Origin of the sequence: Bacteroides fragilis (assembly GCF_019583405.1) — a bacterium.
Taxonomy (GTDB): domain Bacteria; phylum Bacteroidota; class Bacteroidia; order Bacteroidales; family Bacteroidaceae; genus Bacteroides; species Bacteroides fragilis_B.
Genome location: NZ_SZUU01000003.1, coordinates 261535 through 282104, shown reverse-complemented (window position 1 = coordinate 282104; position 20570 = coordinate 261535). Strand labels below are relative to the sequence as shown.

The following is a 20570-nucleotide window of genomic DNA, read 5'->3' as shown; positions in this document are numbered from 1 at the left end:
AGAATAACCGAAAGGAAGACGTTTTTTTATTATTTTTGCATCACTTTATTAACCCTAAGAGATTTCACAAATATGAAAAGACACGTCTTCCTTTTGGTAACCTTGTTTACCATGAGCACTGTTGCAGCTCAACAACAACCAATTATTTCTCCCAAAGACTCTATCCCCTCTGTGATCGAACGCATCACCGGAAAAGAGAACAAAGGATTTTCCGCCCACATGAATCTCCAATTATATACTTCATGTGCTGCCTCTTTTACTGAAAATGAGTTAGATGAAGTTGCTTTCAAGTTAAACCGGTTTAAGCTGGAAATCATAGGAAACATCAACCGGAAGTTCTCTTACCATTTCCGGCAATCTTTTAATAAATACAGCAACCCCTTTGCTCTGGATAATCTGTCCTCTTCCGTAGAGTATGCTTATCTGACCTATCACCTTTCCGATCGCTTTTTCATCACGGCCGGAAAGCAATTTCTTATGTTGGGAGGCTATGAGTACTATGTCAATCCGATTAAAGTACGTGAATTCAGCGAGTTTAATAATTATGTAAACTGCTTTCTGGCAGGAGTATCTGCCACTTGGAATGTGACTCCGACTCAAGAACTCAATTTTCAGATAGTCAACAACCGTAACGGTGGAGACGCAGACACTTACCTTCACGGCCTGCCGGCAGATGTCGAAGCTACCAAAGTACCTCTGATATCGACCATTAACTGGAACAGTTATTATCTGGACAAAGCCATTCAGTTGAGATACGCCGCTTCATGGGGACAGCAGGCCAAAGGAAGAAATATAATGTATCTTACCGCAGGCAATGTTTACGAAAAAGGTCCATGGATCGCTTATATGGATTTCATGTACTCCCGACAAGGAATCGATAATAAAGGCATTATCAGCGCCTTACCTCGCATAGACTTGGAAAACCCGCAGACAGCCCAACATACCGAGTATTTCACCATGATTGCCAATGTAGACTACCGCTTCCACCCTAATTGGAATGCTTACTTGAAAGGTATCTACGAATCCGGAAAAATTTATAAAGCTAACGGTATCTTTGAAAAAGGTACCTATCGCCGTACATGGTGCGGACAAGTTTGTGTGGAATACTATCTAATGAGGAACAGCGAACTATTGATCTTCTTGCACTATCAATACAAACGAAACAAACTATTGAAACCCGCCCGCAATTTAGATGCTATAGACCCGAATACGCAGCGGATCTCGCTAGGGCTGGTATATTCCATACCGGTTTTTTAATCCCGGGCAGCTCATATAAGAAAGGCGAAAGAGTTTTATATTTAGGAAGGACTTTTTCGCTTTTCAAAGCTTTAACAACAATTCCCTTACCTTTCTTCGTACATTGCAAATAATCAGTACGCAAGGTTCCCTTCTTCATATCAAAAATAAGACCGGGATTAAAGTGTTGTCCGTTAATCCGCGTCTCAAAATGCAGATGCTCGGTAGTAGCCCGTCCGGTACGTCCGGTCAGGCCAATAGCCATTCCGGCTTTCACCACATCCCCACTCTTTACCAGATTCTTCACATTATGACTGTATACCGTCTCCAGCCCATTGGGATGTCGTATCACAATCACATTGCCATACGCACCATAAGGTTTAGCCATACGTACCACCCCGTCAAAAGCTGCACGAATCGTATCGCGGGCACAAGTTTTTATGTCGTCACCGCTATGGCCTCCACGTGTTCCATAGCCCGAAATGACTTTGCCTCCCGGCAAAGGGAAAGAGTAATTCCGTGACAGGGACTTCAGATCCAGCATGACACAATTCTCCTTGGAAAAAAGTCCCGGTGTAGCCACCCGGACATGATTGACCTCCATATCCGAAAATTTGTTCTGTGCCCTGCCCGATATGTTGGCACACAAAAAGCATACAGATAAAATCAGTAAAGTGAATATGTTTTTCATGGGGATATTCGTTATTCAAAGTAAGTAATTGTTCCTCCGTCCGAGTCAGCGTATTTTTTCAATAAAGTTTGTATCATTTCGGCAGCTTCCTGCAGTCCTTCTTTACCATTATAGCCATTAACGATAGCCAATATATGTGTTGTTTCCAGCCCCATCTTTGTCCGTTCGTTATCACTGGTCGGAGTCCCTATTCCCCCCACAGCATCCCGGTACACCGGCAGCCCCTCGATATTCAGCACACCACGCCCGATCCCTTCGAAAGGCTCGTTCATCTTACCGATCCCCAGTTCCAGACCAGTGCCCGCTATCTTATCGGCATCAAAACCACCTATCGAATGTCCGGTCCGGAGAGAAACCAGATTAATCAAATCGACCAAAGTATCAATCTGATACAAAGCAATCCCCCGCATCAATCTGCGACGTAACGCTTCGGCCGACGGCCGATATCTCCCGGGATCTTTCCCGCAGCGTTTGTAGGCTTCACGTGTGGCAGCTATCACAGGTTGTCTCTTAATATCTTCCAACCGGGTTGTTGCAGTGAGCATTTCTGTAAAAGATTGAATCTCCTCCCAAAGCCCTTCACAATAAGAAGTGTTTTTCACTTCAGCATATATAGCAGCCCCTGCAAAAACAGGACATGCTTCTTTTAACTCTTTCGATACAATAATGGTATACATAATAAATCAAAATTTTATCTATCAGCTATTTATCATAATGCCCGACAAAATACGTCCGGACTTTATGCCCAATCTTCGCGCTGAAAAGAAATCCTCATACCGGATGTATGTACAAATATCCGCTATTTCAATTTGCGCTCCCGGTACTCCAAAATTTAAAAGCTGCTGCCGGTTGGCTTCCCATAAGTCAATATGGTACTTATGTGTAACCGAATGTCGGAAAGAGATACGCGACATATCAAAACCATTCAAACGAAAAGCTTCATAAACTTCATCCCCCACCTCGAATGATTGCAGAGAGATACCCGGACCGATACATGCGATTACCTCTTGTCCTTTCGTCCCAAAAACAGCTCGCATCTTCTCAAGCGTATGTCCAACAATATACTCCACTGTCCCCCTCCATCCGGCATGCACAGCCGCTACAGCATGATGTACTCTATCGTACAACAATACCGGGATACAATCTGCCGTGGAAATACAAATGCAGCATCCCGGCTCAGCGGTAATCAACGCATCGATCCCGTTTAGCATTTCCTGTTGCTGCTGCCCAGAAGCTCCAAGAAATTTTTCATCGACCGGAAGTATTTTCGTTCCGTGTGTCTGAAAAGGAATAATCAAATGCTTAGGGGCTTGTGATAGTGATTGAAACAACAACGTCTGATTCTTCTCTACCCTTTCAAGTTCATCTCCCGAAAAAGGCGAACAATTAAAAGAAGCATACGCCCCCTCACTATAACCGCCGTGACGGGTCGTTACAAAATGAGAAATGTTGGGGTATGCGCCCAACAGCCCATACCCCAACATTTTTCTATCGTCAGTGAGTGAAATCATTTATCTTCCCAATCCTCTTCTTCGTATTCGTAATCCAAATCGTCCTCATCACCATCATCCTCATATTCATAGTCGAGTTCTTCATCCTCACCCATATCTTTGAGTTCCTGCTGCAATCGGCTGACATCCTTCGGACGATGCACAATAGCTTCTATTTTATTGCTTTCCTTATTCAACTCCGTCCATAAAATGTCCTTTAGCACCGAGATGCCCAAACCGGATACAGATGAAATGAATACATGAGGAATTCCCTCCGGCAATGTCGGTTCTATTTCATCCATCAGCTCCTGATCCAGCATATCACTCTTAGTGATGGCAAGTACCCGTTGTTTATCCAGCATTTCAGGATTAAATGTTTTCAGTTCGTTTAGCAGCACTTCATAATCTTTACGGATATCATCGCTATCCGCCGGTATCATGAAAAGTAACAAAGAGTTGCGCTCAATGTGACGCAAGAAACGCAATCCCAATCCCTTACCTTCACTGGCACCTTCGATAATTCCCGGAATATCAGCCATCACAAACGACTGTCCGTCACGATAAGATACAATACCCAGGTTAGGCTCCAATGTTGTAAACGGATAATCGGCAATCTTTGGTTTTGCAGCAGAAATAGCAGATAACAAGGTAGACTTACCTGCATTGGGGAAGCCTACCAGACCTACATCAGCCAGCAACTTCAATTCAAGGATTACGGTCATCTCCTGCATCGGTTCGCCCGGCTGGGCAAAACGGGGAGCCTGACGGGTAGCCGTCTTGAAGTGCCAGTTTCCCAATCCGCCACGTCCGCCTTTTAAGAGAATGACCTCTTGTCCGTGTTCTGTTACATCACATACATATTCACCTGTTTCGGCATTGTAAACCACCGTACCACAGGGAACTTCAATAATCTTATCCGCTCCGTCTTTACCAAAACTACGGTTCTTACTGCCCGACTCCCCATGACCAGCCATTGCATGACGATCATATCTCAAGTGAAGCAATGTCCAGTAATTCCGGTTACCACGCAGGATAACATGGCCTCCTCTTCCGCCATCTCCTCCATCAGGTCCACCGTTAGGAGTATATTTTTCTCGCCTCATGTGCGTAGAGCCTCTTCCGCCTTTACCCGAGCGGCAGTATATCTTTACGTAATCAACAAAATTCGATTCAGCCATAACCAATTATTTTTTCGATGTAATCATGTGCCAATATGTCCATTGGCTATAAATAGCTCATGGAGCATATCAGCACACATATTTTATAATTATAATGTATCTACCGCTTTACAAATATCTTCGAAGATACCTTCCATGGTTCCAAGACCATTGATATGCTGGTATTTGCCTTCGCCTTTATAATATTCTTTCAACGGTGAAGTCTGTGTATTATATACAACCAAACGTTTTTTGATGGTCTCTTCATTGTCATCTGCACGGCCCGATTCCTTACCACGTTTAATCAGACGAGTCATCAGTTCTTCTTCCGGAACATCCAGATCCAGCATCACAGAGATATCCTGTCCGCGTTCTTTCAACATCACTTTCAACGCCTCAGCTTGCGGAATAGTTCTTGGGAAGCCGTCAAAAATAACCCCTTTGCTATCTTTGAAACTATCAAACACACTTGCCAGAATGTCTACCATCAATTCATCCGGAATCAACTGTCCCTGATCAATGTAGCCTTTAGCTGTTTTACCCAGTTCTGTGCCGTTTTTAATTTCTGCACGCAACACATCTCCTGTTGAAATGTGATTAATTCCGTATTTCTCAACAATACGTTCGCTTTGTGTTCCCTTTCCTGAACCGGGAGCACCGAAAATTACAATGTTCAGCATCTTGTTAATTTATAATTCTACATTTTACCATTACTGGTATACCTATTATTTTATGTTAGTCTACAACTGTATAAATATCCGGATAGTTACGGCCGAAACCATCATAATCGAGACCATATCCTACAATGAAATCATTGGGAATATTCATTGCCACATATTCAATATTCAAGTCCACCTTCAGTTTATCCGGTTTCACCAGCAACGAAGCAATATGAATTTCTTTTGGTCCGCGTGTTCCCAATGTTTCCAGCAGACGCTGCATAGTCAGTCCCGTATCCACAATATCTTCTACAATAACGATCGTACGTCCCGCTATGTCTTCATTAATACCGATCACTTCTTTAATGGAACCGGTAGATGATACTCCCTGATAAGAAGCTAACTTTACAAAAGAGATCTCGCAAGGGATCGTAATGTGTTTCAGCAAGTCGGCAGTAAACATAAACGAGCCATTCAACACACTGAGGAACAACGGGTTCTTACCCGCCAAATCACGATTAATTTCGTTCGCCACGCGAATCACTTCTTTCTGAATCTCTTGTTCCCTGATAGAAACAGTGAATAGTTTATCTTTTATCTGAATGGTATCCATAACCGGTTATTTTAAAAAAGTTGGTTGCAAAAATACGATTTTTATTCCACTCCTTACATCATCTCCTGCAAATTCTTTAAGAGAAGTCACAGAATCCCTCCGATATGCAAGGTGTGAAAAGCCATTCGGAAGTTGAACTAATAATTTCAATGAAATTAGTACCAACCGGCATCCGTCTTTTACCTATTTTTAGGTATTTCACACTCTTTAAGGACCCTCTATCTTTGCTGTCTCAAAAACAAAGATTATGATGAAAACAAAATTAGCATTACTACTTACTCTTATAGGTACACTTCCTTTAGCAGCACAGAATGTACGGCAAGAACAGGACACAGTCTCTTATATGACCGATGATCCTTTCAATCTTGAACAAATTGTGGTTACGGCAACCCGAACAGAAAAGAAGATTAAGAACACACCGGTCATCACTCAGATAATCACCTCTAAGCAAATAGAAGAAAGAGGAACCGGTAACATTCAGGACCTTCTGACTCAAGAGGTTCCCGGACTTAACTTTCAGGAGGTTGGCTATGGAACCAGCATCGATATACAGGGATTAGGTTCCAAACACATCCTTTTCCTGATAGATGGCGAACGTATAGCAGGCGAAAACGGTGGCAACATCGACTATTCGCGAATCAATCTTTATAATATCGACCATATCGAAATAGTCAAAGGAGCTTCTTCGGCCCTCTATGGTTCTCAAGCGATGGGCGGAGTTATCAACATCATTACCCGTAAAGCCAAAAAGAAATTCGAGGCTTCCGCAGGCATACGCTATGCAGGAAGAAACCAGCAAAACTATAAAGATACTCCCAAAGATCATTCGCAATACAAATATCGGATTCATCTGGATAAACCCAATCTGAACACCAATCTGTCTCTTGGATTGAACCTGGGCAAGTTCACCATGAACACCGACGTACTTTACAAAAGTTTCGATGGATACCAATTATTCGATAAAAAACCTCTCGTGAAATATTTTCCGGCCTATAACACCACAATTACCGAAGAACTCAGTAAAACCCCGACCAGTATATCGGGATACGAAGACGTACAAGTAGCCCATAAAATGGACTATCGTTTCAGCAAACGGCTCAAAGTCCAGTTAAAGGGAAGCTATTATATGCTGAACAAATATGATTTTCAAGCAGATAATATATTCGAGAAATCAGAGGACTATACCTATGGCGGAAGCATAGATTACACGATTTCCGACAAATCCTCTTTGGTAGCCTCTGTTCATACCGATCACTACAACCGATATGATAAATACGAACTGAAGAGCGGTCGTCGTCTCGAATATAAAAACAATATTATCCAGCCCCGTATCGTATATAGCACTACGGCGCTCGATAAACAGACCATTACGGGAGGATTGGAATATTACAGAGAATCATTATTCAGTGATAAATTTGAAACCGGTGTGAAAGAAAACAAAAGCCAATGGTATGCCACCGCTTTCCTCCAGGATGACTGGAGCATCAACAAACAATTCTCCGTAATAGCGGGACTCCGCTGCGACTATCACGAGAAATACGGTACCAACCTCACTCCCAAAGCTTCCGTGATGTATAAGATCTTTCCATTCACTGTCCGCTTTAACTATGCACGCGGCTACCGTTCACCCAGCATTAAAGAGTTGTACATGAACTGGGACCATCTGGGCATGTTCTGGATATATGGCAACAGTAAACTGAAACCCGAAACCAACAATTATATCTCTCTTTCGGGAGAATATGTGAACAGTTGGATCAATATCAATACCAACGTTTATAGCAACTGGTTCCGAAACAAAATAGAAGGAATGTGGAGCAATGACCAAACGGAACTCCATTATGTCAATATAGGAAAAAGTCGCCTGGCAGGAGTAGAGACCATGTGCAAAATACAAATAAACAGACATATCAATGTGCATGGAGCATACAATTATCTGTACACAAGCAAAGATGCGGATGGAGTCCGGTTGAGCTCTTCCAGTCCACATTCCGGTAATATTCGTGCTGAATATAACACACGCATCCCACGCTATGCCACCGTTGTCAACCTGTCCGGCAATATTATGGGGAAAAAGAAATTCGATGTGTTGGATGAACTGGAAATAGACGGAAAGAAGGTAGAAGCCTACTATCAGGCTAAAGTAAACCCTTATTGTCTTTGGGATCTGACAGTATCTCAATATATCATGCAGAATCTGAGAATCACAGCAGGAATAACCAATTTGTTCGATTATACTTCAGATCGAGTGACTTTCAATACTTCCACTTCACCGGGAAGAAACTATTTTATCGCATGTAATTATACACTTTAATTAAACTAAAACAATAATGAACAACAAAAACAAATTCAGATTCGCCATTCTATTATTTGGCGTACTTTCAGCGTTTATCACCACCGCTTGCTCAGACAACAATAGTCCCGACGCCCCTTCACAAGGAGAAAACACGTTGCCGGTAAAACAAGTAAGCCTGAGTCGGAAAACAGCATACGGAAACGACTGGATCTATTATTCACTTGAAAAAGGAAAAGAAGTAAGCGTCAGTGAAGAATCCCATGCCGAAAATACAGACTGGGACATCGCATTCAATCGTTACAATGTGCGTACCAACAGCGGTGCATCCGGCAAAGGAAAAGGTGGAGCATTACTCACTAACATTAAAGATATGGCAGCCTGTACGACAGTTCCGCAGGGAACATTTACTGTCGACGCAGCCTATACCATCACTGCTCCCGGCACAGGTTTCCCTCCTCCTACCATGGAGTCCACCGCTAATGAGGTTCTCTGTAAAGCAATCACTTTTGCCGGCCCTCCTCCCACTTACACCCCAAGCGATTACGTATTTATCGTTCGCACAGCCAGTGGGAAATATGCCAAGTTGAAAGCCAAGAGTTTTTATGATGACGAAGGCAAAAGCGGTATTTATTCATTTGAATATGCCATTCAGCCGGATGGCAGTACAAATTTAAACTAAGCAAAAATCTCTAATGAAAAATTTCTGGAAGAAATACCATAAATGGGTAGGTTTATTCTTTAGCTTTTTTATCCTGATGTTCTGCTTTTCCGGTATTGTACTCAATCATCGTACACTCTTTTCAAAAGCTGAAGTCAGCAGAAACTGGATGCCGGAAAGCTATCACTACAAAAATTGGAATAATGGAATCATAAAGGGAACACTACGCCTACCCGATGGGAAAATTCTGGCATATGGTAATGCAGGAGTCTGGAAAACAGACTCCTGCATTGCTACATTTGCCGATTTCAACCGGGGTCTGGCCGAAGGAATCGACAATCGTAAAATAAGTAATATCGTCCGTGTAGCCAATAACGATATCTGGTGTGCCGGATTATATTCTATCTATCTCCTGAACCATGACAGTTGGAAAGAATATCCGATAGCCGGCAATGACGAACGAATCTCAGATATCACTCAACGTGGGGATACCTTAGTCATATTGACACGTTCTTATCTTTATACGGGTGTTTCTCCTTATGACGAATTCCGGAAAACAGAATTGAAAACACCGGAAAACTATTCACCCAAGACCTCTTTGTTCCGGACCATCTGGCTGCTGCATAGCGGAGAGTTATTCGGTACCCCCGGCAAACTGGCAGTCGATTTTCTGGGAGTAGTATTAATCGTTCTCAGTGCTACAGGAATCATATACACCCTTCTTCCCCCATTCATTCGCCGGAGACACAGAAAAAGACTTCCTGTCAAGACACAGGCAAAGGCTCTGAAAACTTCACTGAACTGGCACAATAAATTGGGTACATGGTTGATCGGACTGACCCTATTGCTATCTGTCACAGGCATGTGTCTGCGACCTCCATTAATGATACCTTTTGTTCTGGTCAATACCCGGCCTGTCCCCGGGAGTACACTCGATTCGGATAATCCCTGGCACGACAAGCTTCGCAGTATTCGTTGGGACGCATCCCGGAATGTCTGGCTGTTATCTTCGTCAATGGGATTCTACCGGATAAACGATTTACAACTTCCACCGGTTAAGTTAAAACAAACTCCACCGGTAAGCCCTATGGGAGTAAATGTATTTCATCTCCAAAGTCCGGACGAATGGCTGATCGGATCTTTCAGTGGCCTCTTTGTCTGGAATCCTTCCACCGGCACCGTCCTCGATTATTATACGGGACAACCTCCTGCAGCCGTTCACGGACGACCACTCGGCGGCAGTCTCGTCAACGGATTCACTGACGATTTAGTTACCCGTGAAGTAATCTTCGAATACGACAACGGAGCACGCAATAAAGAGAACAATTTAGTATTACCGGCAATGCCGGACCTTATAAAACAGCAACCCATGTCGTTATGGAATTTCTGTTTGGAACTTCATGTCGGTCGTTGTTATTCCCCATTCTTAGGTGTTTTTTCAGATCTATTCGTTTTTATTTCCGGCCTTCTGCTAACGTTAATCCTTATTTCGGGATATATCGTATATAAAAGACACCATAAACGAAGCAAAAAAATAAGGATGCATTAATGCATCCTTATTTTTTTGCTTATAGAACCCCCAAAAGCTAGTTATAGTTTTTAGAAGGAATTAATAACGGTCATAACTAAAATTATTATAGATACAATAATTATCTTTTAGATAAAAGATGCAAGTGAAAATATTTGTGCATAAACACAATATATATTCCACTCAGCAAGAGGATACAGCCCAATAAATACCAATAACCATAATTTTGGCAATATAAATATCCGATGATAATTATAATTTGCGCAATCATATACACCAACGATACTACTACGTGCGGTATTCCCAGTTCATTAGCCATTATCTGATATAAATGTTTCCGGTGAGGCAAACCAATATTTTCGTGAAGCATCAATCGATGAACGATCGTCAACACACTATCTACTCCATATACAGCAAGCAATATAAGCCAGCCAAAATTCTCTGTTTTGATCATTAAACTTCCGATCAGGAACAGGATTACAAAAGCTATACAGACCGAACCGACATCACCGGCAAAACATCTCGCTTGCTTGCGGAAATTAAAAAAATTAAAGACCAATACTGCGCAAAGCATAGTATAAATAAGGTCCGGTTCAACAAATGGGACATATATCCTATTTATGTAGGCCAATGCTATCAGAATGATCAATGAATATCCGCCTGTTATGCCATTAATGCCATCCATAAAGTTGTAAGCATTAATAATCCCAGTACAAATGATTAGGGCAACAAGGATCGTCCACCAAGGCAAGCTAAACAGCCCCCATTGATAAAACATCAAGGCCATTGCAGTAAAATGAAAGACCAGACGAAGTCCTTGCGAAGTAGAACGGATGTCATCTATAAAACTGATAAAGGTTATCAGACTCAAAGCCAGCATAAACCATGGATATTCAAAGTGGTTTGTGAGAAAATAAGCCAACGCCCCAAAATAAAAGATGATCCCTCCACCACGCAGTGTAATCCGGGTATGTGAACTACGTTCGTTAGGCTTATCGATAATGTTACACTTATCCGCAATACGGAAATAAAAAAGTTCTACTAAGAATAGCAGAACTAAGATTATTAGATAGTACATAAGTTATTCGTTCTTTTTAATGAAATAAAACAAGAATTGAAGTCCTAAAAAGGTAAAAAAAAGACTCCCTATTAGGATTCCTATAATCCAAAGAAAAATTTCCATTTAGAGCACCTCCTTATTCTATCCGAAAATTTTTCAGAACATTCATAGGCTTCCATCCAAGTTCACGCATTGCTTTTTCATTACTAAAAGTCAAAGAATTTGTGATCTTGCGAAGCTTCAGAGAGTTTATCGGAGCTCTTTCCCCCAGATAATCACCAACAATAGCCATAGTTTTAGCAAGCCAATAAGGGATAGACAAAGGTCTTTTTTTATTTAGCTGCCGGCAAACCATCAACTCCAATTCACGAAAACTGGGTTGATAACTATCACAAACATTATATGTTCCTCCTTTTTCTATTAATAGAGGAATCAAATTAGCAATATCCTGCACCATCAAAACACTCTTTTGGGCTTTTCCACCGGCAATACTCAAATACTTGCCACTCTTAATGCCACAAATCATTGCGCCCAAATTACCAGGAGGATTAGGACCGACAATTAAAGAAGGACGCAGTATACTCAATTTTACATTGTGCATAGCACACCATCCTTCCAGATATTTTTCTGCCTTGATTTTACTCAGAGCATAAGGAGTTGTTCCATTCAAAGAATGCTCTTCCGTAATATTCTCACCCGAATCACAACCATAAACAGCAACGGTACTAATGAAGATAAACGCTTTAGGAATTCCACTTCGCTCTAAAGCAGTACACAAATTCTTAGTACCTTGAAGGTTCACATCAAAAAAAAGTTGTTTCTCCATCTCTGTTTTAGGCATTGAATGAGCTTTGCCTGCAGCATGAAAAACGATATCGATTTTTTCACTAAACTTAGGTATTTCTGTTGCCAAATTCGCCACATAATAATTTAAAGGAGTTAGTCCTACAGTCTTTATAGCATATTTGTCTTTCAATATAGGACAAATATTACGGCCCAAAAATCCGGAAGCACCAGTTAACAACAACTCCACTTTACCGTAACATTTTTTCGTAAATTGTCAAAATATTATCAATCATATTTTTTTTAGTGAACAAAGTTTGATATCTCACCAATGCCCCCAAAGAAAGTTTATGATACAAGGCATCATCAGATAATATCTGCTTAAAAGCCATAGCCAATCCTTTAGAATCACGACATTCGACGTTTATTCCTGTCACACCATCTTCATTTACCCATGCTACACCAGAGCCTGGTATTTTAGTTGCTACTATAGGTTTACCAAAACTCATAGCTTCAATTTGTGCTATTCCAAAAGCTTCTGTTCTTTCAATAGAACTCATACAAAAAAGGTCACAAGCTTGGTAATATTTAGACATCATTTCATCAGCTACCCTCCCTAGCAATTTAACTTTTTCTTCAAGTCCTTTATCTTTAATCTGTTCTTGTAACAAAGTATACATTGGCCCCCCTCCTCCAATCAATATAATATAATTATCATCTAAATAAGAAGCAGCGTCAATCAGATATTCATAGCCCTTATAATATATTAATCTTCCCAAAGAATATATTATCTTTCTCCCAGAATATTTTTTTTTAATTAAATGAATATCACTCCCGTCTTCGGCATCAACTTTCTTATCAACACCAATGGGCACAGAAACACATTTCTCTTTAAAATCATGTAGAAAAGGAGATCCATCCAAGTATAAAGGAGATGTAGTAACAACTAATTTACTACGTTTTAACAACCAATTTTGAAGAATTGAATAAAAAAGCAACATCTTTTTCTGTTTAATAATGTCACTATGCCAATGCAAAATAACAGGACCAGTGAATCCTGATAAAAATAGAGCTAATGCAGCCATGGGATCAGGATGATGTATATGAATTATATCATAATTATGCATTATCCTTTTCAATTCAAAAATCATTGAAGGAGAAATAATAGTACTCATTATCTTTACATAACTATTAGCAGCATAAATACTAAACTTATCATTAACAGTAATATCTAAATTACCTTTTCCGACAACACTAGCACATAGTATGTCACAACGAATATTTCGTTCCGATAAACCATCAGCAAGGTCGTACATAACCCTTTCAATTCCTCCTGAGAAAGGATAAAACTTACCGAGTTGTAAAACTCTCATAACTATTTATTATTTTTAATATAACATTTGCAGCATATCTATAATCAAACTGAACAGGTAGAATAAAATTAGAAGATTTCTTTTCCACTCCATTCAACATATATTCGGCTAACTGATGCGTTGATTCCAAATCATAAAAGCAGACATCCAAATTAGCGTATAACTCTTTAAAAACAGGAATATTGGATAAAACGACTGGTGTACCTAAAAACAATGACTCTAATGGAGGAATACCAAACCCCTCATATAATGAAGGCTGAATTAGCATTGATGCCCCCCTCATAATAGTATATAATTCTTCGTTAGTAACTCTGCCAGTAAATATAATATCAGGATTGTTAGATATCCTACGAAGAACAACCTTATCTCTTGTTTTAAAAGACTTATAATCACCGACAATTACCAACTTTCTAAGATCACCAGATCTCCTTACCAAAGAGTATGCATCTAATAACATAGACAATCCTTTATGGGGTTTTATATTACCAACATAAAGAAAATAATCAAAATTAAACCGAGGTTTTACACATGTGCTATCATAGTTTAACAAAGCACGATTTATTCCGTTATATGTTACATATATTTTTTGTTTAGCAGCTAAAAGTGAAATTATTCGTTCTTTTGAAAAATTAGATACAGTAAATATCACATCAGCCTGTTTTACAGCTCTTTTAACATATAATAATCTAATATACCTACCCAACGGTGATGTAAATCTTGGTACTTCTAAGAAAACTAAATCATGAATAGATAATAAAATTGGTATCTTTAATCCCATCGGAAAATTAAAATTAGGAGAATAATAAATCGTACATTCGTTAATACGCTTAGTATTCATGAAAAGAAGTTCACTTATAGTAAATATTCCAGTATTAGTATATAGATATTCACAGTTATTACGGTTTTCATATTTTGATAAATGTTTTTTTTCACCTATAAGCAAAAAGGAATACCTACTACTATCTAGCAAATATTCTAATATATTTTCCAAATAGACTCCTATTCCACTTTTGGTGAGCATACGACAATCGATTGCAATTTTCATTTCTAAATAATAAAAATATTTTTATACGGCAACAATCCCCCGTTAGGGATAGACAAGGTCTGATACACCTGCCATTCAACATAAATTAAGATCAATAAAATAGCGAATATCCGAGAATGTGATTTAAAAACAAATGGAATAAACGAAAACAAGATACATTCAGTAAATCTAAATGGCAATGATAATCGTGTAGCAATTATTTCGTATTGACAAAACAAAAAATAAATAATAATATTTATAAATGCAGTCATATTCAAGGCCTGTTTCAAGTTATTATCAATATCTATTTTTTTCAACACAAATAATGTTAAAAAGAAAATTAATATACGATGTACGGTTGTGAAAGAAAAGATTATATTAGTACCAAAAGCATCAGAAAGTGCATAAGATAATGCTTTATTTGTTAAATAAGACTCTCCTATTATTTCCCCTAATAGCAGTAATAACCACTCTGATATATGGAAATAAGCTAAACATACGACCAAGCATAAAACAACAACTTGGTAAAAATAAGATACTTTCAATTTTACCATCCAATAAAAAGGTAAAAAACATATAGCAGAAGCATGAAAAGATATAGCTGCTAATACAAACAATAAATAATACCTTAAACGTCTCCTATATGCAAAATAAAAAGCAATTCCTGTAAATGACAAAGACATACCCTGCCGTATTCCATTCAAGTCATACACTAAAAACCAAAACCCCAAATATATCAAGAGAGAGATTGCAAAAGAAGAGGACAAACGATTAAAGAGCCATAGCTTCAATACAAAAGACAACAAAAAATATACAAACACAAAAACTTGATACCCACATGATAAGAATTTCAAAACATTTGATATAAAACCTGTTGAGACCTCCTCAGCTTCTTTATATCCTAAGAATATATCTAAATATGAATACCAATCAGCTCCAACTTGATATCTAAACCCCGCAACATAAATTATAAGAAAAAATAGAAAAAAAAGACCACAATAATATAGGTTACGGTATTTAGGATACTTAGAATATGAAATAACGGCAGCGACAAACGCACACCAAGGAAGAAAATAATAAAACAAAATATTTAAATGGTTATTTTTTTAGATTCAACATTTTATTACAACAATAAAAAAGTACATCGACGCCAGACAAAGGAAGATACAATAAAATAAACAAAATCAAATTCCGGATTTTCTTAGCTGAACAATAATGATTTAGATAAACTTTTCTATGCAAACGAAATTCGCGAACTAACAAAGTTAATCTCACCGAACGATCATATTGAAACATATACATATTAAGTAGTGCCTTAATCCGTTGTGTCAATCCATAGTCAGTGTACAACAAGTCAATATAACCATCATCCAATAGCACAAACTTCTTCAACAACACTTTATACTCTTTAAAAAATAAATCCGAAGCTTTGAAAAGCATTTGAGGATCGTGCCGTTTTTTAGACAATGTATTGACAGCTTGATTTATCATATAATGATAACCACACCCCTTCTTCAAACATATCCCTTTTACATATTCATGATATTTCAAAACGAATAAGTGATCCTCATGAGTTTGTAACCCTATCTCAAAACGTAAATTATACTCCCTTATTATAGACAAATTAAATAATTTAGCCACTGGATATCCGCTATGAAATAATTTATATTTAGGAATAAAATATGAATAATTTTTCTCATCTACAATACTATCAGGAAATACATCTGTCAATTTCGTACAATTAGTATATTCACGTTTTATACCTTGAATATATAACATATTTAAATCAAGGTAATCATCACTAAAAAAAGAAGCAATATAATCCTCTTCAACCCAATCGTCACCATCAATAAATGATATAAAATCACCTTTCGCAATATCAATTCCGCGATTCCTAGCACTTGACACCCCCTCATTAGATTGAGAAATCACCACAACATTATCTGACACAAATGATTTGCAAATATTTAAGCTAGAATCGGATGAGCCATCATCAATCAAAATTAATTCATAATTATCATAAGATTGACTTAATATACTATTAATACATCGTTCTATATACTTCTCTACATTATAAACTGGAACTATAATAGAAATCAATGGTTTACAAATCATATTACAACTCATACGGCATCACATTTTTTCTTTTTTTCCTAACTATCATCAGCTCATAATACTTCTTTTTAGACAATATCATTTTTAACATAAAATCAATAAAAACACAAAAAGCCAAATACACTTTATCCACCAGATAAGAGCAGCCATTTATCAAAGAATATTCTTTATACAATAAGAAAGGAGTAGAAGAAGACAAGCCATCTTCTGCCTCATATACAGATATCGGAAGATCAACATAAACAAATATTTTACCTTGAGCATATAAATTATAGAATAGCCCATAATCCGCTGCTATTTTAAAATGAGAATCAAACGGATGATTTGCAATAATTTCCCTTTTTACTAAACTAGATTGATGACAGAAAATCATATGCCTATTAAGCTCACTTAAAGATTTTGCTTTAACCAAAAATTTACCATAAGAATAAAGCAATACAGTATTTCCATATATAACATCAGGAAAATCATGAATATTTGAAAATAAATTAAGCAATACATTGCTATCTACAAAAATATCTCCGCTATTCATAAATATTACATACATACCAGTGGATATTTGAACCCCTTTATTCATCGCGTCATAAATCCCATTATCTGGTTCAGAAATCAAACTAGAAATATTAAGAGAGTATTTTTCAATGATATCCAATGTTGAATCTCTACTTCCTCCATCAACAATTACATATTCAAAATTGGGATATGATTGAGAAATTACACTTTCAACAGTCCTCTCAATAGTTTTTTCAGCATTATAACACACTGTTATCACAGATACCTTGATCATCTTTCACATATTATTTTGAATCGACTGAATTAAAACCAGCAAATTACATTAGTCAACAAGTCAATTAAATTTATTTTCTTTTTTAAGTTTCTCAAAAGCATCCTGATCTCTATATTTTATTACAGAGGCTGGATTTCCTCCAATAACAGCATATTTAGGAATATTTCTAGTTACAACCGAACCTGCACCAATAACCACACCTTCTTCAATACAAACCCCAGGAAGTATTGTGACATTTGCCCCACACCAAACAAAATCTTTAATTACCACTGGTTTATGAATATCAAGACTATCATATGGAAGTGATGATGGCCTATTATAATTATGATTAGAAGAAAAAATAGTCAAATTGCGTCCTGTATGAAAATATTTGCCAATAAAAACCCCACCAGAACATTCTATAAATGTATCTGACTTCAGATGACTAGTTCTGTCTATACTAAAATTAAAAATTCCATTACTTGCAACAATTAAGGGATAATTATGTCCTTGCTGCACATAATTAACAGACATATTCAACTTTTTTTTCGTTCTTTCCCACAAAGCTAAATCCAGTATTGTTTTAATTTTCCTATATAATAGATCTATTTTAAGGAAAAGAACTGCACGAACTAAAAACATCATTTTTTAAATATTTGAAATATCACATTAAACTCAAAAGAAAAAAACTTATAACAATAAACGATATAGAGAAATAACATCAGCAATAATGTCTTAATGACCAACTGACAACAAACAGATACAGACGACATATCAATCCCCCCGCTTATCAAACAAACAACAAACACCAACAACAGACTTTTCATAGGTAAAGGAATATAAAAGGCTCTTTTAGCCAAAAAGAACACAAAAACAATGATACAAAAAGACACTATTAAATTATTTATTGCGGCAAATTTAGCCCCAAAAATAGGTAACAAAATTACATTCAGACACACACTAATAACGCCTGCCATAACCCCACACATTGATATACCTACAGTCTTCTTCCTTTGGTAGATCATCAGATTATACAAACCTGATATCTGAATAATCCAAGCAGCAATAGAAAGCACATAAATATACAGAAATGAATCATAGTAAATTTCAGAGAAGAAGTAATTTAAAACATGCTTTCCATATAAGACTACCAACAAGAATGCAAAGCTTATCAATAAGCACAATATATTATTTATTTTTTTTAGCTTCGATTTAGAAGCCTCCATTTCCATTGTATTTGAGATTTCAAAAAACACTGGTTGATATGCTTGAAACAACGCTGCAGAAAACAATGTAATAATAGAAGCGAATTTAGCTCCTATAGCATATAGCCCCACTGCAGTAGATGACGTATATCTGGAAATAAATAGCCTATCAGACATACTGAACATCCATACAAACAGCACAGAAAATAACATAGGCATACTGCATTTTAACGCATGTAATAAGTAGCGTTTATCAAACTTAAGCACGATATATTTTTTCCCGTAAACAATTGCCAAAGGTGTTATAATTATATAAGCTATAAAAGTTGAATATATAAGAGAATTAACACTTGGATCAAAATAAAATATTGAGATAATATTAGACACATTGACTATTAACATTAAAATCAACGAAAAAATTACATACCTCAAAGCGTTCTGATTTATTTGATTTAGTGTCTGAAAAAACAGGAATATATTTTGCAAATAAGTATATATAATGGTCAATACAACGCAAATAGAAATAATATTTATATTAAGAAAGCCAATTATAATATTTCGACACAAAACACATAATAGTATTATAAAGAATCCAAATACTAACATAGATAACAATAATGTACCAGCAAATTTCCCCTTATCTTCAATGACAACACTATCATAATACAATATGTATAGCGATTTCTCTAGCGAAAGTCCTATTACAATGATTAACACAGAGGATAAAGTTTGCATCAGATTGTAAATTCCCAATTCAGAAACACCTATTTTATTTGAAATTATAGGAAATACAACAAAGCCAATAAATGCTGTTGCAATATTTGACAAGGAATACACAATGGTATTTTTTATCAACTTAGACATTATACAAATACTAAACTATTTTCTTACACTAAAAGAATAACAAACCTCAAAAGAACTATTTTATAAAATCTAGATTAACAGCAAAACAGATTTTATCGCCAGACATTCTTAACAAATATTTTTCCATTATCGCATATTGCTCTTTTGAAATAATATTCAACATAGGAAGTAATGAAAAAGTCTGAATATTATTCTTTGCAAATCCAACTAACGCAGTTGAATCAAACCCTAAACACAAAGTAATGTGTTTTGTATCAATAAATTCACTTGGAATATATTCCGGGATTATATTTACTTTTACTCCTCTCAACTCCTTATGCAAACCCACTCTAGGATGAGGTTTCAGATAAACATCGTAACCCATCAAGTAAAGTTTATCAATAACATCTACTACAACTTTTATATACGAAGTATATATATACAATTTTTCACCAGCTCCAGATAAAAACAGCAAACAATTCTTCCGCCCAGTCAATTTATAACAAAATTTATCACTAACCTTATTGTTGATATTAGCAATTATACACTGGCAATTATTCTTAGGAAGAGAATATTCTGGAAACATTTCTGCTATTTCCCCTTTAAACGTAACTCCTGTTATAAACTTTAAAAATAAAAGACGAATTCGATTTGCAACAGAGACTTTCTGTTTAGTATATAAGTCAGGATTATCATAATGGTTGTAATAATAAATAGTATTACTACAATTCACACTTATTCTATTCAAGAAATATCCTGTAATCCAGTCCTCAAATCTAGAAAAGAAATATATATCGGAGTTAGAAAAATAAATTTTATACTGGCCCCAAAGGCTGTTAAGCCTCTTTCTTTCCTTCATTATATCAACTAAGTTTTTAAATGAATGTAGCTTATATGGGATATAATATATCTCAACATCTAAATCTAATGATTTCAAGAAAAGAAATACATTGAATACGTTAATTACAAAAATACTATTACAACGAGCAGAATTATCATTATACATATTCACAACGTATTGAACATCTGCAGGAGCTTGACAAATAATAATAAGATTTCTGTCACTCATAAATCAA

General features: G+C 37.0%; 20 protein-coding genes. 4 read left to right on the top strand and 16 right to left on the bottom strand.

Annotated elements, in window-relative coordinates:
- Nucleotides 1–72: 72 nt before the first annotated feature.
- Nucleotides 73–1257 carry an OprO/OprP family phosphate-selective porin gene (locus FDF36_RS08475; protein ID WP_220391036.1) on the top strand — a complete coding sequence of 395 codons (1185 nt, stop codon included), beginning with the start codon at nucleotides 73–75 and terminating at the stop codon, nucleotides 1255–1257.
- On the opposite strand, the gene FDF36_RS08470 is transcribed toward FDF36_RS08475, so the two are convergent.
- The 6 genes from FDF36_RS08470 to hpt form a co-directional block, all read right to left on the bottom strand.
- Nucleotides 1196–1927: a M23 family metallopeptidase gene (locus tag FDF36_RS08470; protein WP_005785544.1), complete on the bottom strand. Its 732-nt coding sequence runs from the start codon at nucleotides 1925–1927 to the stop codon at nucleotides 1196–1198. The two genes, FDF36_RS08475 and FDF36_RS08470, sit on opposite strands and share 62 nt — an antisense overlap.
- A gap of 11 nt (nucleotides 1928–1938) precedes the next feature.
- Nucleotides 1939–2604, bottom strand: coding sequence for a B3/B4 domain-containing protein (locus FDF36_RS08465; RefSeq protein WP_220391035.1), 666 nt, complete (start codon nucleotides 2602–2604; stop codon nucleotides 1939–1941).
- Between the two features lie 21 nt (nucleotides 2605–2625).
- Nucleotides 2626–3438 (bottom strand): peptidoglycan editing factor PgeF, encoded by an 813-nt coding sequence (gene pgeF, locus FDF36_RS08460; RefSeq protein ID WP_220391034.1) that lies wholly within the window; start codon nucleotides 3436–3438, stop codon nucleotides 2626–2628.
- A complete protein-coding gene (obgE, locus tag FDF36_RS08455; RefSeq protein ID WP_005785536.1) occupies nucleotides 3435–4595 on the bottom strand; it encodes a GTPase ObgE in 1161 nt (386 codons plus the stop codon). The genes pgeF and obgE overlap by 4 nt, the downstream gene beginning before the upstream one ends.
- Nucleotides 4596–4684: 89 nt before the next feature.
- Nucleotides 4685–5254, bottom strand: coding sequence for an adenylate kinase (locus FDF36_RS08450; RefSeq protein ID WP_005785533.1), 570 nt, complete (start codon nucleotides 5252–5254; stop codon nucleotides 4685–4687).
- A gap of 55 nt (nucleotides 5255–5309) precedes the next feature.
- Nucleotides 5310–5846 carry a hypoxanthine phosphoribosyltransferase gene (hpt, locus tag FDF36_RS08445; RefSeq protein ID WP_005785529.1) on the bottom strand — a complete coding sequence of 179 codons (537 nt, stop codon included), beginning with the start codon at nucleotides 5844–5846 and terminating at the stop codon, nucleotides 5310–5312.
- A gap of 247 nt (nucleotides 5847–6093) precedes the next feature.
- Here hpt and FDF36_RS08440 point away from each other — a divergent pair, with 247 nt between their 5' ends.
- From FDF36_RS08440 to FDF36_RS08430, 3 genes are read left to right on the top strand one after another with little or no spacing between them, the layout of a single operon-like run.
- Nucleotides 6094–8157, top strand: a complete 2064-nt coding sequence (locus FDF36_RS08440) for a TonB-dependent receptor plug domain-containing protein (protein WP_220391033.1) — start codon at nucleotides 6094–6096, stop codon at nucleotides 8155–8157.
- A gap of 16 nt (nucleotides 8158–8173) precedes the next feature.
- Complete coding sequence (locus tag FDF36_RS08435) at nucleotides 8174–8818, top strand: HmuY family protein (RefSeq protein WP_220391032.1); 645 nt, start codon at nucleotides 8174–8176, stop codon at nucleotides 8816–8818.
- A gap of 13 nt (nucleotides 8819–8831) precedes the next feature.
- Complete coding sequence (locus FDF36_RS08430) at nucleotides 8832–10346, top strand: PepSY-associated TM helix domain-containing protein (protein WP_220391031.1); 1515 nt, start codon at nucleotides 8832–8834, stop codon at nucleotides 10344–10346.
- A gap of 100 nt (nucleotides 10347–10446) precedes the next feature.
- Here FDF36_RS08430 and FDF36_RS08425 read toward each other — a convergent pair whose 3' ends face one another.
- The 10 genes from FDF36_RS08425 to FDF36_RS08380 form a co-directional block, all read right to left on the bottom strand.
- Nucleotides 10447–11403, bottom strand: a complete 957-nt coding sequence (locus FDF36_RS08425) for an MraY family glycosyltransferase (protein WP_220391030.1) — start codon at nucleotides 11401–11403, stop codon at nucleotides 10447–10449.
- A gap of 118 nt (nucleotides 11404–11521) precedes the next feature.
- Complete coding sequence (locus tag FDF36_RS08420) at nucleotides 11522–12418, bottom strand: NAD-dependent epimerase/dehydratase family protein (RefSeq protein ID WP_220391029.1); 897 nt, start codon at nucleotides 12416–12418, stop codon at nucleotides 11522–11524.
- Between the two features lies 1 nt (nucleotide 12419).
- Entirely contained in the window at nucleotides 12420–13541 is a 1122-nt protein-coding gene (locus FDF36_RS08415) for a glycosyltransferase (protein ID WP_220391028.1), read from the bottom strand.
- Nucleotides 13519–14586, bottom strand: coding sequence for a glycosyltransferase family 4 protein (locus tag FDF36_RS08410; RefSeq protein WP_005798389.1), 1068 nt, complete (start codon nucleotides 14584–14586; stop codon nucleotides 13519–13521). The genes FDF36_RS08415 and FDF36_RS08410 overlap by 23 nt, the downstream gene beginning before the upstream one ends.
- 2 nt (nucleotides 14587–14588) lie before the next feature.
- The gene (locus FDF36_RS08405) at nucleotides 14589–15650 is read right to left on the bottom strand and encodes an EpsG family protein (protein WP_220391027.1); all 1062 of its coding nucleotides are present in this window, start codon (nucleotides 15648–15650) and stop codon (nucleotides 14589–14591) included.
- A 13-nt stretch (nucleotides 15651–15663) separates the two neighbouring features.
- Nucleotides 15664–16692, bottom strand: coding sequence for a glycosyltransferase family 2 protein (locus FDF36_RS08400; protein ID WP_220391026.1), 1029 nt, complete (start codon nucleotides 16690–16692; stop codon nucleotides 15664–15666).
- Nucleotides 16682–17467 carry a glycosyltransferase family 2 protein gene (locus tag FDF36_RS08395; RefSeq protein WP_220391025.1) on the bottom strand — a complete coding sequence of 262 codons (786 nt, stop codon included), beginning with the start codon at nucleotides 17465–17467 and terminating at the stop codon, nucleotides 16682–16684. The genes FDF36_RS08400 and FDF36_RS08395 overlap by 11 nt, the downstream gene beginning before the upstream one ends.
- Nucleotides 17468–17527: 60 nt before the next feature.
- Nucleotides 17528–18091, bottom strand: a complete 564-nt coding sequence (locus FDF36_RS08390) for an acyltransferase (protein WP_229128121.1) — start codon at nucleotides 18089–18091, stop codon at nucleotides 17528–17530.
- A complete protein-coding gene (locus FDF36_RS08385; protein ID WP_220391024.1) occupies nucleotides 18088–19515 on the bottom strand; it encodes a lipopolysaccharide biosynthesis protein in 1428 nt (475 codons plus the stop codon). Before FDF36_RS08385 ends, FDF36_RS08390 begins: the two co-directional genes overlap by 4 nt.
- A gap of 55 nt (nucleotides 19516–19570) precedes the next feature.
- Entirely contained in the window at nucleotides 19571–20563 is a 993-nt protein-coding gene (locus FDF36_RS08380; RefSeq protein ID WP_220391023.1) for an alpha-2,8-polysialyltransferase family protein, read from the bottom strand.
- Nucleotides 20564–20570: the final 7 nt, after the last annotated feature.

What these genes read in the sequence shown, in the direction of transcription:
- FDF36_RS08435 (WP_220391032.1), top strand. Translation starts at nt 8,174, where the DNA reads ATGAACAACAAAAACAAATTCAGATTCGCCATTCTATTATTTGGCGTA.
- FDF36_RS08380 (WP_220391023.1), bottom strand. Translation starts at nt 20,563, where the DNA reads ATGAGTGACAGAAATCTTATTATTATTTGTCAAGCTCCTGCAGATGTT.
- FDF36_RS08390 (WP_229128121.1), bottom strand. Translation starts at nt 18,091, where the DNA reads ATGATGTTTTTAGTTCGTGCAGTTCTTTTCCTTAAAATAGATCTATTA.
- FDF36_RS08465 (WP_220391035.1), bottom strand. Translation starts at nt 2,604, where the DNA reads ATGTATACCATTATTGTATCGAAAGAGTTAAAAGAAGCATGTCCTGTT.
- FDF36_RS08475 (WP_220391036.1), top strand. Translation starts at nt 73, where the DNA reads ATGAAAAGACACGTCTTCCTTTTGGTAACCTTGTTTACCATGAGCACT.
- pgeF (WP_220391034.1), bottom strand. Translation starts at nt 3,438, where the DNA reads ATGATTTCACTCACTGACGATAGAAAAATGTTGGGGTATGGGCTGTTG.
- FDF36_RS08470 (WP_005785544.1), bottom strand. Translation starts at nt 1,927, where the DNA reads ATGAAAAACATATTCACTTTACTGATTTTATCTGTATGCTTTTTGTGT.
- FDF36_RS08400 (WP_220391026.1), bottom strand. Translation starts at nt 16,692, where the DNA reads ATGAGTTGTAATATGATTTGTAAACCATTGATTTCTATTATAGTTCCA.
- FDF36_RS08385 (WP_220391024.1), bottom strand. Translation starts at nt 19,515, where the DNA reads ATGTCTAAGTTGATAAAAAATACCATTGTGTATTCCTTGTCAAATATT.
- obgE (WP_005785536.1), bottom strand. Translation starts at nt 4,595, where the DNA reads ATGGCTGAATCGAATTTTGTTGATTACGTAAAGATATACTGCCGCTCG.
- FDF36_RS08410 (WP_005798389.1), bottom strand. Translation starts at nt 14,586, where the DNA reads ATGAAAATTGCAATCGATTGTCGTATGCTCACCAAAAGTGGAATAGGA.
- FDF36_RS08440 (WP_220391033.1), top strand. Translation starts at nt 6,094, where the DNA reads ATGATGAAAACAAAATTAGCATTACTACTTACTCTTATAGGTACACTT.
- hpt (WP_005785529.1), bottom strand. Translation starts at nt 5,846, where the DNA reads ATGGATACCATTCAGATAAAAGATAAACTATTCACTGTTTCTATCAGG.
- FDF36_RS08450 (WP_005785533.1), bottom strand. Translation starts at nt 5,254, where the DNA reads ATGCTGAACATTGTAATTTTCGGTGCTCCCGGTTCAGGAAAGGGAACA.
- FDF36_RS08425 (WP_220391030.1), bottom strand. Translation starts at nt 11,403, where the DNA reads ATGTACTATCTAATAATCTTAGTTCTGCTATTCTTAGTAGAACTTTTT.
- FDF36_RS08430 (WP_220391031.1), top strand. Translation starts at nt 8,832, where the DNA reads ATGAAAAATTTCTGGAAGAAATACCATAAATGGGTAGGTTTATTCTTT.
- FDF36_RS08415 (WP_220391028.1), bottom strand. Translation starts at nt 13,541, where the DNA reads ATGAGAGTTTTACAACTCGGTAAGTTTTATCCTTTCTCAGGAGGAATT.
- FDF36_RS08395 (WP_220391025.1), bottom strand. Translation starts at nt 17,467, where the DNA reads ATGATCAAGGTATCTGTGATAACAGTGTGTTATAATGCTGAAAAAACT.